The 15,209-nt window shown below is 55.9% G+C and carries 15 protein-coding genes; 10 read left to right on the top strand and 5 right to left on the bottom strand.

The window, feature by feature from the left end; genetic code table 11:
• Positions 1-218 precede the first annotated feature (218 nt).
• The 8 genes from IEY52_RS10095 (at position 219) to IEY52_RS10060 (ending at position 6,951) form a co-directional block, all read left to right on the top strand.
• Complete coding sequence (locus tag IEY52_RS10095) at positions 219-689, top strand: DUF456 domain-containing protein (protein ID WP_189002565.1); 471 nt, start codon at positions 219-221, stop codon at positions 687-689.
• Positions 686-907: a glutaredoxin family protein gene (locus tag IEY52_RS10090; protein ID WP_229684716.1), complete on the top strand. Its 222-nt coding sequence runs from the start codon at positions 686-688 to the stop codon at positions 905-907. The genes IEY52_RS10095 and IEY52_RS10090 overlap by 4 nt, the downstream gene beginning before the upstream one ends.
• Position 908: 1 nt before the next feature.
• A complete protein-coding gene (locus IEY52_RS10085) occupies positions 909-1,805 on the top strand; it encodes a prolipoprotein diacylglyceryl transferase (RefSeq protein WP_189002563.1) in 897 nt (298 codons plus the stop codon).
• Positions 1,798-3,234, top strand: coding sequence for a bifunctional UDP-N-acetylglucosamine diphosphorylase/glucosamine-1-phosphate N-acetyltransferase GlmU (glmU, locus tag IEY52_RS10080; protein ID WP_308425006.1), 1,437 nt, complete (start codon positions 1,798-1,800; stop codon positions 3,232-3,234). The genes IEY52_RS10085 and glmU overlap by 8 nt, the downstream gene beginning before the upstream one ends.
• 127 nt (positions 3,235-3,361) lie before the next feature.
• Positions 3,362-3,565 carry a Sec-independent protein translocase subunit TatA/TatB gene (locus IEY52_RS10075; protein ID WP_189002562.1) on the top strand — a complete coding sequence of 68 codons (204 nt, stop codon included), beginning with the start codon at positions 3,362-3,364 and terminating at the stop codon, positions 3,563-3,565.
• Between the two features lie 99 nt (positions 3,566-3,664).
• Positions 3,665-4,429: a twin-arginine translocase subunit TatC gene (gene tatC / locus IEY52_RS10070; RefSeq protein ID WP_189002561.1), complete on the top strand. Its 765-nt coding sequence runs from the start codon at positions 3,665-3,667 to the stop codon at positions 4,427-4,429.
• 181 nt (positions 4,430-4,610) lie between these two features.
• A complete protein-coding gene (locus IEY52_RS10065; protein ID WP_189002560.1) occupies positions 4,611-5,690 on the top strand; it encodes a bifunctional 3-deoxy-7-phosphoheptulonate synthase/chorismate mutase in 1,080 nt (359 codons plus the stop codon).
• A gap of 172 nt (positions 5,691-5,862) precedes the next feature.
• Positions 5,863-6,951 carry a TRAP transporter substrate-binding protein gene (locus IEY52_RS10060; protein ID WP_189002559.1) on the top strand — a complete coding sequence of 363 codons (1,089 nt, stop codon included), beginning with the start codon at positions 5,863-5,865 and terminating at the stop codon, positions 6,949-6,951.
• A 65-nt stretch (positions 6,952-7,016) separates the two neighbouring features.
• Here IEY52_RS10060 and IEY52_RS10055 read toward each other — a convergent pair whose 3' ends face one another.
• The 5 genes from IEY52_RS10055 to hflX all read right to left on the bottom strand — a co-directional run bounded on the left by IEY52_RS10055 (position 7,017) and on the right by hflX (position 12,342).
• Entirely contained in the window at positions 7,017-8,342 is a 1,326-nt protein-coding gene (locus IEY52_RS10055) for a TRAP transporter large permease (RefSeq protein WP_189002558.1), read from the bottom strand.
• Positions 8,342-8,887, bottom strand: coding sequence for a TRAP transporter small permease subunit (locus IEY52_RS10050; protein ID WP_189002557.1), 546 nt, complete (start codon positions 8,885-8,887; stop codon positions 8,342-8,344). The genes IEY52_RS10055 and IEY52_RS10050 overlap by 1 nt, the downstream gene beginning before the upstream one ends.
• A 110-nt stretch (positions 8,888-8,997) precedes the next feature.
• Positions 8,998-9,921 (bottom strand): AEC family transporter, encoded by a 924-nt coding sequence (locus IEY52_RS10045; RefSeq protein WP_189002556.1) that lies wholly within the window; start codon positions 9,919-9,921, stop codon positions 8,998-9,000.
• A gap of 258 nt (positions 9,922-10,179) precedes the next feature.
• Positions 10,180-10,593 (bottom strand): hypothetical protein, encoded by a 414-nt coding sequence (locus IEY52_RS10040; protein WP_189002555.1) that lies wholly within the window; start codon positions 10,591-10,593, stop codon positions 10,180-10,182.
• 24 nt (positions 10,594-10,617) lie between these two features.
• Complete coding sequence (gene hflX, locus IEY52_RS10035) at positions 10,618-12,342, bottom strand: GTPase HflX (RefSeq protein ID WP_229684715.1); 1,725 nt, start codon at positions 12,340-12,342, stop codon at positions 10,618-10,620.
• 543 nt (positions 12,343-12,885) lie between these two features.
• Here hflX and IEY52_RS10030 point away from each other — a divergent pair.
• Positions 12,886-13,734 carry an RIO1 family regulatory kinase/ATPase domain-containing protein gene (locus IEY52_RS10030; RefSeq protein WP_189002554.1) on the top strand — a complete coding sequence of 283 codons (849 nt, stop codon included), beginning with the start codon at positions 12,886-12,888 and terminating at the stop codon, positions 13,732-13,734.
• A gap of 177 nt (positions 13,735-13,911) precedes the next feature.
• On the top strand, positions 13,912-15,195 hold the full coding sequence (locus IEY52_RS10025; RefSeq protein WP_189002553.1) for a glycoside hydrolase family protein: 1,284 nt from the start codon (positions 13,912-13,914) through the stop codon (positions 15,193-15,195).
• The last annotated feature ends 14 nt before the right edge of the window (positions 15,196-15,209 follow it).

Genomic DNA, 15,209 nt, shown 5'->3' with positions numbered 1-15,209 from the left:
CCAAGAGCCAAGAGCCAAGAGCCAAGAGCCAAGAGCATTGTGATTTGAAGAAATCTCAAGGTCAATGCCCAAAAGCTTGAACTTTGAGGAGACTGCCTTTTCTGATGCCCTGCAAAAACCCCTGGTTGTTCAACAACAAGGCTTCGAGCCTTTTGCCCTGTGCTCTCGGCGATCCTCCGTCACATATTTTTCACCCTATTGTAGTACGCTGTCAGTCAATGGAAATTGCAATTTTCGTCATTGTGTGGCTGGTGGGGCTGGTGGGCACCTTCATTCCCGTGATCCCGGCAACCTTCGTGGTGTGGCTGGGGGCACTCATTTACGCTTACATGACCGGGTTTGCCGAGGTCACCTGGGCCTGGCTGATCGGTCTGGCGCTGCTGGCCTTGCTGACCATGACCATCGACAACATCGCCAGTGCCTGGGGCACCAGAAAGTATGGAGGCACCAACCTTGCCATGCTGGGGGCCATTGTGGGCGGCATCGTGGGGATCTTCCTGGGTCCACTGGGATTGTTCATCGGTCCTTTTGTGGGGGCTTTCGGGTTTGAACTGCTGAACAAGCAGCCTCCAGAATCCGCCCTGAAAAGCGCATGGGGCGCACTGGTGGGTTTGCTGGCCGGGATTCTGGGCAAGTTCATCATGCACCTGATCATGGGTGGGCTGGTGCTGTGGAGGGCTTTGACTTGAAGACCTTCACCTTCTACAGCAGACCGGGCTGCACCCTGTGCGACAAGGCAGAACACCTGCTGCAGCAGGCTGGCATACAATACGAAAAGAAAGACATTTCTACAGACGTTGAACTTGAGGCGGCCTTTGGCTGGGAGATTCCCGTGCTGCTGGAAGGAGACCGGGTGCTCTTGAAGGGGATTTTTGTGGAAGATGACGTGATGGAGTTGAGGGAGTAACATGCATCCAATTTTTTTACAGATCGGCAGTTTCACCATCGCCTGGTACGGCGTGCTGATGATGGCAGGCATCATGGCCGGGGCCATCATTGCCCAGCGTCTGGCCGTCAAACGGGGCCTGAACGGCAACCTGATCAGCGACATCATCTTCTGGGCCGTGATCTGGGGGGTCATCGGGGCACGCGTGGTCTTTGTGGTCACCAGTCCAGAGATTTTTGAGGGCATCACCGATGTGGGGCAGCGTTTGCTGGCTTACGTGAACGTGCGCAGTGGGGGCCTCAGCATCCACGGGGGCCTGCTGTTTGGCATTGCCGTGTTCCTGTATTACCAGTGGCGCTACAAAATCAACTTCTATGAATACGCCACCCTGCTGGCTCCTGGTCTGGGACTGGGCATCATTGGTGGGCGGCTGGGCAACATCATGAACGGCTCTGACACCGTGGGTCGCCCCACCGGCCTGCCCATTGGTTTTGTTTGGCCAGACTGGGCCAAAGGATTCCACACCGCCATGTGCAATCCCAACAACCCTGAAAACCTGGCCAACTATTGCACCAACGGTCTGGTGACGGTTCCCGTACACTTCACCCAGCTTTACGGGGTGATCATCGGGATCGTGATTGTGCTGCTGGCGTTTTACTGGCTGCGCACCAGAACCGCCTATCAGGTGTTCTACCTCACCGTGATGTGGTACAGCATTCTGCGTTCTGTGGTGGAAGAAACCTTCAGGCTCAACCCCCTGACCTTCAATGTGTACCTCTCGGAAGGTCCAGACAAGGTGGGCATCGGTCTGTTCACCCTCACCCAGGTTGCGAGCGCAGTGCTGGTACTCTGGTGCATTGTGATGCTTTTTCGTGAACCCAAAGAGCCCACCACAGTGAAGGAGCAAGTCCGTGCTTGAAGTCGTGATTCTGGCCGCGGGTCAGGGAACCCGCATGAAATCGAAACTCCCCAAAGTTTTGCATCCGGTGTGTGGTCGCAGCATGCTGGGGTACAGCGTGTTGCGTGCCCAGGAAATGGGAGCCCAGAAAATCGTGGTGGTGACCGGCCACGGTGCCGACAAGGTGGAGGAGGCCTTTGCAGCTTCTGGCGTGGTGTTTGCCCGCCAGGACCAGCAACTGGGCACCGCCCATGCTTTCAAACAGGCCGTGCCTCACCTGTCTGGCAACAGTGATGTGCTGGTGCTGTATGGAGACACCCCCCTGATCCGTCTGGAGACCCTGCAGAACATGCACCGTTCCCATGAAACGGCCCAGGCAGGCATGACTGTGCTGACCGCAGATCTGCACGATGCCACCGGTTATGGTCGCATCGTGCGGGGTCCAGACGGTGCCGTAGAGCGCATCGTGGAAGAAAAAGCCGCCAGTCCTGAAGAGAAGAAAATCCGCGAGTTCAACAGCGGTGTTTACCTGTTCAACCCCAGAGCGCTGGAACTGGTCGAGCAAATTGGCAACAGCAACGCTGCCAACGAGTACTACCTGACCGACATCCTGGAACTCTACCGCCAGGAAGGAGCCAGGGTGGAGGGCTTCAAGATTCAGGATGCCTCTGAACTGTCCGGTTCCAATGACCGCGTGCAACTGGCAGAAGCCGACCTGATCATGCGCAGGCGCATCAACGAGCAGCACATGCGTTCTGGTGTGACCCTCGTGGATCCCCAGAGCACCTACATCGAGGACACCGTCAGGATTGGCCGGGACAGCCTGATCGAACCCGGTGCGGTTCTGAAGGGGAAAACCGTTCTGGGTGAGGATGTGCGCGTCGGGGCCTACAGTGTGATCGAGGACAGCGTGGTGCAAGATGGCGTGACCATCAAGAGCCACACCGTTCTGGAAGGTGCCGAGGTGCATTCCGGGGCAGACGCAGGTCCTTTTGCCCGCCTGAGGCCCGGTGCCGTGCTGGAAAAAGACGTGCACGTGGGAAACTTTGTAGAGGTCAAGAATGCACGCCTGCTGGAAGGGGCCAAAGCCGGTCACCTTTCCTACCTGGGAGACGCCACCGTGGGCCGCGAGGTCAACGTCGGGGCGGGCACCATCACCGCCAACTACAACGGGATTGGCAAGTTCAAAACCGTGATTGGCGATGGGGCCTTCATTGGCAGCAACTCTGTGCTGGTCGCTCCGGTGGAAGTTGGAGCAGGGGCCATGATTGCCGCTGGAAGCGTGGTCACCCAGGATGTCCCCGAAGGTTCTCTGGGCGTGGCACGCGGCAGACAGCGCAACATCGACGATTACGCCCGCCGTTTCTGGGAACAGCACCATGAAAAAGTCAGCCAGAAACATGCGGTGTTACACGCGTGGTTGCAGGCCCAGAGCGCCAAGAATTCCTGAAAGCAACATTGTCCCTGGCAACCCTCATCAAAAACAGGCACAATGAAAAGGTGCATGGCCTTGATCAAGGTCACTGTTTCAGGGAACTTTCACCCGAGGCAGGCATTCTAAGCAGTAGGAGGTTGACATGAACCTAGGCCCCGGTGAAATCATTCTGATCCTGATCGCCGTGCTTCTGATCTTCGGACCCAAAAAGCTCCCCGAGCTGGGCAAGAGTCTGGGACAGGGCATCCGCGAGTTCAAGAAGGGCACCAAGGAAATGCGCGACGATCTGGAATCCAGCTTCAAGGACGAACCTGAAGCCCCAAAAGAAGCGCCCAAGAACGCTTAAACGCACAATCTTCAGGTGGTCTGTCTGCAAAGGCAGGCCACCTGTTTTTGGATGATGTTGAGGTTTCTTCTTAACTTTGTCCGTTAAACTGGGAGAAGCATGACCAAGAAGACCGCAAACGCTGAAGCCCCCCTGCTCGAACACCTGGAAGAATTGCGCATTCGCATCTTCTGGGCGCTTGGGTTCTGGGTTGTGGGCTCGGGGGTGGCCTGGAACTACCGGGCGAAAATCATTGATTTTCTGCAGTATCCCCTGACTTTCACCAAAACCAGCAGCAACCTGATGGTCACCCAGGTGACGGATCAGCTGTTCATGAGTTTCTCCATTGCCATGTGGGGCGGTCTGATCCTTTCGCTGCCCTTCATCCTGCACCAGATCTGGCTGTTTGTGGCTCCGGGCCTCTATGACAGCGAACGCAGGTGGGCCATTCCCATGATCCTGTGGGCCTTGCTGGCGTTCCTGACCGGAACGGCTTTCTGTTACTTTGTGTTTTTGCCCAAAGCCCTGCCGTTCATGATTGATTTTTTAGGTGCAGGTCTGGATGTGTCTTTTGTGGTGAACCTGAACCTGGGGCAGTACATCGGGCAGATGCTGTCTTACCTGCTGACCTTTGGTCTGGCGTTTGAACTGCCGATTCTGGCTTTTGTGCTGGCCAGACTGGGCATCGTGACCCACCAACTGATGGGAAGCTGGAGACGGTATGCCGTGGTGGTGCTGTTGATTCTGGCCGCCATCATCACCCCCACCCCTGACCCTGTGAACATGTTGATGCTGGCTGTTCCCCTGTATGTGCTCTATGAACTGGGGATCCTGCTTGCTAGAATAGGAACACCCAAAACCCAGGAAAGCGCTCTGGAACAGTAAATTTATGTTTCTAAAGATTGCACATAAACCTTAAGTTACTGTGCAGTATTTAGTGTACGTGTTACGTCAAGTTTTTGCTGGCTGCAGGGGAAAAATCACAGGCCTTTGTGGACATCTTTGTATAGAACTTGTTTAGCGTACTTGCTACCTTGTGATGGGCCACAGAAATAGACTGATCCGCATGGACGAGATCAACTCTCTACGCGCAGAGATCGACGCAATCAACCTGCAGATCCTGGAACTGCTTTCCAGACGTGCAGAAGTCGTTGTGAAAATCGGTGAAGCACAATCCCAACAGGGCCTGTCACACTACGACCCGGCCCGTGAAGAACAGATGCTGAAAGACCTCAGCAAAGCCAACAAAGGCCCCTACCCCGAAGCCACCATCAAAAAGCTCTTCAAAGAGATCTTCAAGGCCAGCCTGGACCTCGAGGAGCAGCAAGACAAAAAAGTGCTGCTGGTGTCCCGCAAAACCAAGAAAGACGACACCGTGGTTCAGATTGGCGACCTGCAGGTGGGGGGCGGCAATGCACCTTTCCTGATCGCCGGTCCCTGCTCCATCGAATCCGAAGAGCAAATGGACAGCACCGCCGAATACCTCGCTGGATACGGCATCAAAATCCTGCGTGGAGGTGCCTACAAGCCCCGCACCAGCCCTTACGGCTTCCAGGGCATGGGCGTGGACGGTCTGATCCTGGGCAGCCGCGCTTCCCGTGCCAACAGCCAGTACTTCGTCACCGAAGTGATGGACACCAGAGACGTGGAGATTGTTGCCGAATACGCCGACATCCTGCAGGTGGGCGCACGCAACATGCACAACTTCGCCCTGCTGCGTGAAGTCGGCAAGGCCAAAAAGCCCGTGCTGCTCAAGCGTGGCCTGAGTGCCACCATGGAAGAGTGGCTGTATGCTGCAGAGTACATCCTCTCCGAAGGCAACCCCAACGTGATCCTCTGCGAACGCGGCATCCGCACCTACGAAAAGTGGACCCGCAACACCCTGGACCTCAGCGCTGTGGCCCTCGCCAAGCAGGAAACCCACCTGCCTGTGGTGGTGGATGTCACCCACGCTGCTGGCCGCCGCGACCTGCTGATTCCCCTTGCCAAAGCCGCCCTGGCCTGCGGTGCAGACGGCATCCACGTGGAAGTGCACCCCAGCCCCGCCACGGCCCTCAGCGACAACGAGCAGCAACTGGATTTCGCTGGCTTCAAGAAGTTCTATGAAGCCCTTGAGCCCCAGCTCAAAGTCCCCGCTCGCGTTTAAACTTCAAAACTCCATATCCCCGAGAATGTCTCGGGGATTTTTTTGCTGGTTTTCTGAAGCTGGCAATCAAGGAAAACCCCGATCTTAAGGCTTTTTTGCAGGGTTGCCAGAGGTGAAAATTTGGTTATAATTGCACTTGTACATCTAAGCACAATTTAAAGAGGGAGGAAGAATGAAACGTCGCGATTTCCTCAAGAAAGCAGGCATCACCGGTGCTGCTGTGGCAGCCAGTTCCACCTTTGGAACGGTTCATGCCCAGACCAGTCCGACCATCCGCTGGCGGCTGGTGTCCAGTTTCCCCAAGAGCCTGGACACGATTTTCGGTGCTGCAGACATGCTGGCCAAACGGGTCAGTGAGCTCACAGATGGCAAATTTCAGATCAAAACTTTTGCAGCAGGAGAAGTGGTTCCCGGTCTGCAGGTGCTTGACGCCGTGCAGGCAGGCACCGTAGAGGTGGGCCACACCGCAGGGTATTACTTTGTGGGGAAAAGCCCCACATTGGCCTTTGACACCTCCGTTCCCTTCGGTTTGACCGCACGCCAGCAGAACGCCTGGCTGTACTACGGAGGCGGTCTGGAACTGCTCAGGGACGTTTATGCAGACTTCAAATGCATCAACTTCCCTGGCGGCAACACCGGAGCCCAGATGGGTGGCTGGTTCAAGAAAGAAGTCAAAGGACTGGCAGACCTCAAAGGCCTGAAGATGCGCATTCCCGGCCTGGGCGGTCAGGTGATGGCCCGACTGGGAGCCGTTCCCCAGACCATTGCCGGAGGCGACATCTACCCTGCCCTGGAACGTGGCACCATCGATGCCACCGAATGGGTCGGGCCTTACGACGATGAAAAACTGGGCTTTTACAAGATTGCCAAGTACTACTACTACCCCGGATGGTGGGAAGCGGGTCCTGGACTGTCTTTCATTGTGAACTCGGACGAGTGGAAGAAGCTGCCCAAAGAGTACCAGCTTGCCTTTGAGGTGGCCTCCGCAGAAGCCAACCTGCACATGCTGGCCAAATACGACGCCCTGAACCCTGCTGCCCTGCAACGTCTGGTGCAGAAAGGGGTCAAGCTGCGCAAGTATTCCAACGCCATCATGGACGCAGCCATGAAAGCCTCCTTCGACCTGTACGAGGAAGACGCTGCCAAGGACGCCAAATACAAGAAGGTCTACACCCAGTGGAAGAAATTCCGCACCGACTCCTACCGCTGGTCTGCCACCACCGATCTGGGATTCGAGCAGTACGCCTTCCTGAAGAAATAAACCGCAAAACAAAGAAAGACCGGGAAGTTCCCGGTCTTTCTTGCTGGACCCTGTCCTGAATCCAGCTACTGAATCCAGCGCAGCACCAGCACCGGAAAGGCAATCAAGAGGCCCACCATGATCACCTGGATCACCACAAAAGGCACTGCTCCCCAGTAAATGTCGATGGTCTTGATGTTCTTAGGGGCCACACTGCGCAAATAAAACAAAGCAAACCCGAATGGCGGGTGCATGAAACTGGTCTGCAGGTTCACACCGATCAGCACCCCGAAGTAGTAAGGGCTGATGCCCAGAGAATCCATCACGGGTTTCAAGAGCGGAATCACAATGAAGGCAATCTCGAAGAAGTCCAGGAAGAAGGCCAGCATGAACACGAAGATGTTCACAAAGATCAGGAAGCCGATCTTGCCGCCCGGAATGCTGGTCATCAGGGAATCCACCCAGTCAGAGCCGTACACCCCCTGGAACACCAGGCTGAACACCGTGGATCCCAGCAGGATGAACACCACAAAGGTGGTCAGGGAGGCAGTCTGCTGCATGGCCTGCCAGAGCAATTTGTAGCTCAGGCGCTTGTTGAGCATTGCCAGGATGATGGCCCCAACTGCACCCATCGCACCGCCTTCTGTGGGGGTGGCAAGACCAAAGAAGATGGTGCCCAGCACCAGGAAAATCAGGACCAGTGGGGGAACCATCACCCGCATGGCCTGCAGGAACAGGGCAAATCCCCTGACCTTGCGTGCCTCTTCAGGAAGGGCCGGGGCACTTTTGGGGTTCACGATGGTGGTGATCAGCACGTATAGCACATACATTCCGGTCAGGATCAGGCCAGGAACCATGGCCCCCCGGTACATGTCTCCGACAGAGGCTCCAAGCTGGTCTGCCATCACAATCAAAACCAGGCTGGGTGGGATGATCTGTGCCAGGGTTCCAGAGGCAGCAATCACCCCGGTGGCCAGGCGGGTGGAATAGCCGTAACGCATCATGATGGGCAGGGAAATCAGGCCCATGGCAATCACTGAGGCGGCCACCACGCCTGTGGTTGCTGCCAGCAAGGCCCCCACAAAAATCACCGCGTAAGCCAGACCTCCGCGCACCTTGCCGAAAAGCTGCCCCATGGTGTCCAGCAGTTCTTCGGCCATGCCCGAGCGCTCCAGAATCAGGCCCATGAAGGTGAAAAAGGGAATTGCCAGCAAGGTCTGGTTGAACATGGTTCCGGTGATGCGCAGGGGCAGACCGCTGAGGAACTGCCACTTGAAGACATCAAGTTCCACCCCAATGAACCCAAACAGCAACCCCACAGCCCCGATGGAAAAAGCCACGGGGTAACCCAGCAGCAGAAACACAATCAAACTCACAAACATCGCCGGAGGAAGAATCGCACCCCAATCCATCAGGCCACCACCGCCTCTTCCTCTTCATCCTGCTTGAACTGGTATTTTCCAGCCAGGAAAGCCGCGTTCTTGATGGCCTCTGAAAGGGCCTGCAGCATCAAGAGGGCAAAACCCACCGGAATCATCAGTTTGATGGGCCATCTGGGCAGTCCTCCAGCGTCTGGAGACATCTCCCTGATGTGGTAAGACTCGATCAGTTGCGGCCAGGAGAAATACACGATGCAAAAAGCTGTGGGAAGCAAAAAGAACAGGCTTCCCACCAGGTTCAAAATCGCTCTGGTTCTGGGCGAATAGCGGGTGTACAGCAAATCCACCCGCACATGGCGGTCATAGAGCAGGGCATATCCCCCCATCAGCAAAAACACCATGGAAAACATGTAACTCTGGGCTTCCAGCCAGGCGTTGGAACTCACCCCGAACACCTTGCGGATCACAGCGTTCCCGGATGAGACCAGCACCGACAGCAGAATCAACCACAGCACCACCTTGCCAATGCGGTCATTGATGGTGTCGATGAAAGCAGAAATACGCAACAATACGGCCATTCCCCCTCCTCTGTTTCAGTTGTTGTGCAAGTTGCTTCATTGTATGCACACGGGCATAACCCGTCAATGACAGCATTTTTACGATTTCAGGGTCAAAAGGGTCAGCAAGATCAGGCCGGGAAGAACATCACAGTCAGGGTGATCAGACCCAGAGACAAAACCGTGGAGAGCACCACCGTGCGAGCAATCACATGCACGTCTCCGCCGACCTCCACAGCCACCACAAAGGTGGTCACGGCTGCGGGCATCATGGCCCCCAGCATCATCATGGCCAGATCCAGATTCCTCAGGCCCAGCAACATGCACACCAGATAGGTGATCACCCCACCCCCCAGAAAACGCAGCAGGGAGGTTCGGACCGCCACCAGATCAATGGCCCAGCTCCAGGAACGAAAGGTTTGCATCCCCAGGGTCAGGAGCATCATGGGCAAAGCCGTGTCTGCCAGCAACTGCACCCCCCGGTCCATGAACACTGGAACCTCCCAGTTCAGGACGTTGAAGAGGATGCCCAGCACGGCAGCAGGAATGGGGGGCATCGTCAGGGTGCGTTTGATGTTCTCTTGGACATTGCGGGTTCCGGCCAGCAGCATCGGAGAGCCGATGTACATCACGATGATGGAAACCACAAAAAGCACCATCCCCCGTTCCAGACCCGTCTGACCATAAGCGAAAAGCGCAATGGGAAGTCCCATGTTCCCCGAATTCCCGAACAGGGCTGCAGCAATCACCGAACGGGACTGCACTTTTGGCAGGTCTCTGGTGGTGGCGTAAGTCAGGATGCCCAGCAAAACCAGGTACAGCACATATCCCAGGGTCAGGCTGAGGGTCAGGTTCAGGGGGATTTCTGCCTTGCGAATCGACTGAAACACCACTGCTGGAATCCCGGCATACAGGGTGACCCGTGCCAGTGTGGAAATGTCCAGTCCCTTAAAGGACCGGGCCAGCAAAGCCCCAATCCCGATCAGGATGAACACGGGCAACACAGCATTCAGGGCGGTCAGGAAAGCTCCCAAAGTTTCATCAATATACTTCATCCAGAGCTTTCAGCCGTCAGCACACCACATAAAGCGCAATAAAGCGCACTTCCCTGAGCTGCTCAGGCATTCCTGCTCTGTCAGAACCAAAAGACATCAAAGCACACCGATGGATCTTGCTGTGAACTGTAGACTGTGAACTGTAAACTTTTCGGCAGGTCCAGTACCCCATTCATTTTTGCTGGCAGACACCAAAAATCCCCCATCCGAAGGTGAGGGATCTCATGTCAAAGTGTCTGTCTGGGGGTTGTTCCCCGTTTATTCGTCGGACTTGGTGGTGTTGACCGGACCGGGGTTCTGGGTGCCAGAATCTGCAGCTGCAGTGCCTGGGGGGGTGTAACTGGCTTCCTGGCTGGCTGCTTCTGCCTGAATGGCGGCTTCGGCTTCCTCGGCGGCTTCGGGGTTCTTCTGGCCAATTTCGCGCAGGTCTTCTTCCTTCTGGGCAATTTCGGCCTGCAGGCGGCGCACTTCTGCGAAGAATTCGCCGGTGCCTTCCAGGGTGTTGGAGTTGAACACCTGTTTGCCCAGTTTGTTGTAGGTGGCGTCCAGATCCCGGTTCAGTTGAAAGAGTTCATAACGGGCTTTGCTGTACTGGGCGGCTTCTTCACCTTTGGTTTTGGCAACGTCCAGTGCGTTTTTCAGTCCTTTGGCCAAGTTGTCAAGAAAAGACATGTGATACCTCCTGTTCAGTGGATATTACGAGGAGTACGCGTTCAGCGTTCCCATAAATTCGGGCTGACTGGTTTCCAGGCCGTGGCGGGTGAGCACCCCGATCAGTTCTCTCTTCAGATCCATGATACCCTCTCCGGTCATGGCCGACACCACCAGTCCGGCATAGCGGTCCTTCAGGGCCTCCAGGCGCTCCTGTGTGGCCTGGTCTGCTTTATTGAGCACCACCAGCACAGGAATGTCTGTAAGTTCGAGTTCTTTCAGGATGTTCTCCACGGACTGGTATTTGATTTCAAAATCAGGGGCACTGGCGTCCAGAACGTGCATCAGCAGGTTGGCATCGCCAATTTCTTCCAGGGTGGCTTTAAACGCCCTTGCCAGATCTTTTGGCAGGTCACGGATGAATCCCACAGTGTCGGTGAGGATCACCTGTCCGTAGTTCTGCAGGAACACCTGACGGCTGGTGGGGCGCAGGGTGGCGAACAGCTTGTTCTCTGCCAGCACCTTTTTCTCTTCGCGCTGGTTGATCAGGGCGTTGAGCAGGGTGCTTTTCCCGGCGTTGGTGTAGCCCACAATGCCCACCACCGGGATGCGGTTTCTGGCACGGGCTTTGCGGTGTTCTTCACGCCTGCGGGAGAGGCCTTCAATGTGGTTGTCCAGTTCGGAAATCCGGTCGTTGATGTACCGGCGGTCCAGCTCCAGCTTGGTTTCCCCCGGTCCTCTGGTTCCGATGGCCCCGCCTGCTGATCCACCCGAACCCCCGATCCTGGAAAGCTGGGTGCCTTTCCCAAGCAGTCTGGGTTTCATGTAGCGCAACTGGGCCAGTTCCACCTGCAGTTTGGACTCTGTGCCACTGGCGTGCAGGGCGAAGATGTCCAGAATGAGCTGGGTGCGGTCCAGAATCTTCAGGTTGGTGACGTTCTCGATTTCCCTGGCCTGAGCAGGTGAAAGTTCCTGCCCAAAGATGATCATGCTGGCATCCAGGTGGTAGGCACGGGAGGTCAGTTCTTCCAGTTTCCCTTTGCCAATCACACTGGAGGGGTTGAGGTGCTTGCGGAACACCAGTTCCTTGTGCACCACCACAGCGCCTGCTGTGCGGGCCAGTTCACTGAGTTCCACCAGGCGGTCCTCGGCGTCGAATTCACCGGAGTCCACCTGCACCAGCAGGGCACGCTCGGCGTCTTTTTTCTGTTTTTTGAGGTCCTTGAAGCGGGCAAACTCCTCTTCGAGTGCCCGAACCTGACCCTGCAGATCCCATTCTTCCAGTTCGTGGAGGGTCTGGGGCACCAGGATGCGCCAGTCTTCCTCTTCCAGCGCCGAATTGGGCGGGGTGAGGTGGGCCACATGGGCTTTGACAGGCAGGGCGTCTTTCACCTCGATGGCACAGATGGCATCCAGGCGGTTCAGGAACAGGGTGGAGAGGTCAGATTTGCTTAAAGCCCCCCCTCTGGGATGGGTGTGCACCAGATGGAAGCCGCTCAAGCGGTTCTCGCTGTGCTTGACCGGGGGCAGGTCGGTGGCAGACGCGTCTCCGACAGAAACGGTCAGCACATGGCCCCGGCGGTCAATGATCACGGCGACCTCACGGCGGATTTCTGCGCTGAGTTCGCTCATGGCCCGGGCCAGTTCCGGGGTGACCACCATTCCTGGGGGCACCTTGCGGCGGTAAAGGTTCGAGAGCAATTTGACTTGGTTGGTTTTCAGGCCTTGCAGGTTTCCGTGTACTTTCTCTATGGTCGTGTCCTCCGACAAAAACGAGCAGTCTCCCTCCTCTGGGTGTCAGGGGAGGTGGTTCATGTCCATGGTCTGCATTGCTTAAATCATATTTTAACACCTGAAATGGAGGCCGTTCGGAAGTTATGCCCCAGTCTGCTTGAGGCCAGTTTGGGCCTCTTCTCACCGTTTTTAAAGGTCAGTGCTGTACAGGTCTGCCTCTGCAGCTCTGGGGATGACAGGAAATCAGTTCCGAATGTTGTCCATGGTGACTTCATGGTGCACCCGACTGGATTTTGAAGCATCCGCTTTATTGCCTAAGACAAATGCAAGGTGAGCCAGTACACTGTCTTTATCACACGGTCAGATTGAAGTTCTGGCATTGCAAACCGGGAGACACCCGGAACTTGCAAGAGGAGGTGGTGCAATGGGCAGCAACAACACGACTGTTTTTTCACTGAACGGCCAGATGCCACAAGCCTTTTCATCACTTCAGCCGTCCTTCTGACAGACCTGTTTTCCACATTCCAGTGCGTTCAAACCGCCTGCTGTGAAGACAGCGGAATTTTGCCCTGAAGGAGGATGGCTCTCAGGAGAATCCTCTTGCGTTACGACGATTACCCCGACACCCGGGAAAAATTCAGCAAAACCAACACCCGCAAAACCTCCAGCAAACGCCGCATCAAGGACCTGACCGAACACAAAGAGAAAAACACCTCTCTGGACAGGTTCGCAGACCACACCCTGCAGGAGCTCTTTGAACGGGGTTTCATTCAGGACATCATCTGGCAATTGCAGCAGGGCAAAGAGGCCACCGTGTATGTGGCCACCTCACAGCAAGGACTGGTCGCCGTGAAAGTCTATGCAGACATCCGGGCCAGGTCCTTCCGCAACGACAGCGTGTACCGTGAAGGCCGTTTTGTTGCCGATGTCCGCATCGAAAAAGCCATCCAGGACCGCACCAACGTGGGGATCAATGCCCAGCTGGTGCTGTGGGTGGAGCAGGAATTCAGGGAATTGCATGCCCTGCACCACCAGGGGATTGCAGTGCCAAAACCCATCGCCTGGAACGGCAATGTGATCGTCATGGAGTTCATCGGCACCGAAGATGGCGCGGCCCCCAGGCTTTCAGACCTTCACCTGTCAAAAGAAGAAGCCCGCAGCGCTTTCGAGCAGGCCAAAAACATCCTGCGGGGCTTTGCCAGAATGGGCAGGGTTCACGGAGATTTTTCGACCTTCAATTTGCTCTGGCACGAGGGGAAAGTCTATGCCATCGATTTCCCGCAGATGATCCGCTTTCGGGAAAATCCGCAGGCCGAAATCCTGCTCAGGCGCGACATCAAGGGCATGCTCAAAACCTTCTCCAAACTGGGCATTGCAGAAGACGAGGACGCGCTGTACCGGGAAGTGCTGAGACAGGTCCCCAGATAATGCCTGACCCATGACCCCTCCTCTGAACCTGAGGAGGGGTCATGTTGTTTTTGCCACCCTTGAAAGAACGTTGAAAAAAGATGGGCAAAGCCACCCATCTACACCAGTGTTCTGACCCAGCAAACCCCACCCACGAAAACGCTTTCATGTGCTGTACACTGGGGCAAAGGACAAAACATGACCAGACTGCGCCAGAACCCCTTCAAGACGGCTTTTGTTTCCCTGGGACTGCTGCTGGGCAGCTTTGCAGTGGCCCAGCACGTCAGCTTCAAACTGGAAACCACCCCCAGCACCATCAGCCCCGATCAGGTCAGCGGTTTCAATTTTGGGAACTTCATGAACATCATCGAGTTCCTGAAAGATTTTCAGTCGCTGGGTCCCAGGGTGATCCGTTTCCCCGGAGGCAACATCGGGGATGAATACAACATGGGTGAGGTCAACTTCACCGGCCTGAAAAACAACTGGCTGCTTTTGAACAAACCCAGAGTGGTGATTCAGACCCGTGTTTTCGCCCGTGCCAACGAGACCAGAGCAGAAAACACGCCAGAAGATGCCGCCAATCTGGTGAAACTGGCAAAGGCATTTGAAATTCCCGTGCTGTACTGGGAAATTGGCAATGAACCGGACCTGTATGCCGTAAACCGTGGAGACCCCAGCTGGACCCCCGAAAAATACTGCGACACCTTCCGGGCCCAGCGGGAAGCCATGCTGAAAGTGGATCCCACCATCAAACTCATTGGTCCCAGCATCTCCGGGGCAGGCAACCGCTTCTTTGTGGAGGGGTTTGTGAAAAAGTGCGGCGACATCGTGGATGTGCTGAGCTGGCACGAATACCCCACGGACGGCTCTGCCACCGAAGAATTCGCCCTGAACAGCGTGAATGGGGTCAGCAATGACCTGGAGTTTTACAAGAACCTCTGGAAAGATCCTGAGCGCAACCCTCTGGGGTACCAGCGCAAAATCGAACTGGGCATGACCGAACTGGGCCTCAGCTGGCGATCCCCCAGCTACCGTCACCTTGCCGATCAGGTGGCAGCACTGTGGGCCATCGAATCCACCCTTCGTCTGGCAGAGGGCGGCATGCAACTGATCAACTATTTCGCTCTGCAGGGCACCCAGGGACACGGCCTGATCGGGGATGATTTCACTTACAGACCGACCTATTACGCTTTCCAGATGCTGAAAGACTTTTATGGCAGCAGCCTGAAAGTGACCCCCAGTGACCCCTCCCTGTGGTCCCATGCGGTAGAGCGGGACGGGAAACTGCAACTGTTGCTGATGAATCCTGCAACGTCCAGCAAAACCATTCAAACCGATCTGGCAGGCTGGAAGCTCTCTGCAGCAGAAGGCTTCACCGAGCAGGTTGTCAAAGATGAGGCACCGAACATCCAGTTCCCGCTGGGAAGCACTCTGGAAGTACCAGCCCGTTCCTTTGTGAAACTGATCTTCGAGAAGCAATAAAATCGGCTTTTCGC

Source organism: Deinococcus roseus, assembly GCF_014646895.1.
In the GTDB taxonomy this organism is placed as follows: Bacteria; Deinococcota; Deinococci; order Deinococcales; family Deinococcaceae; genus Deinococcus_C; species Deinococcus_C roseus.
Note: the sequence above shows the minus strand (reverse complement) of the source record. Positions and strands in the feature narration are given on the sequence as shown.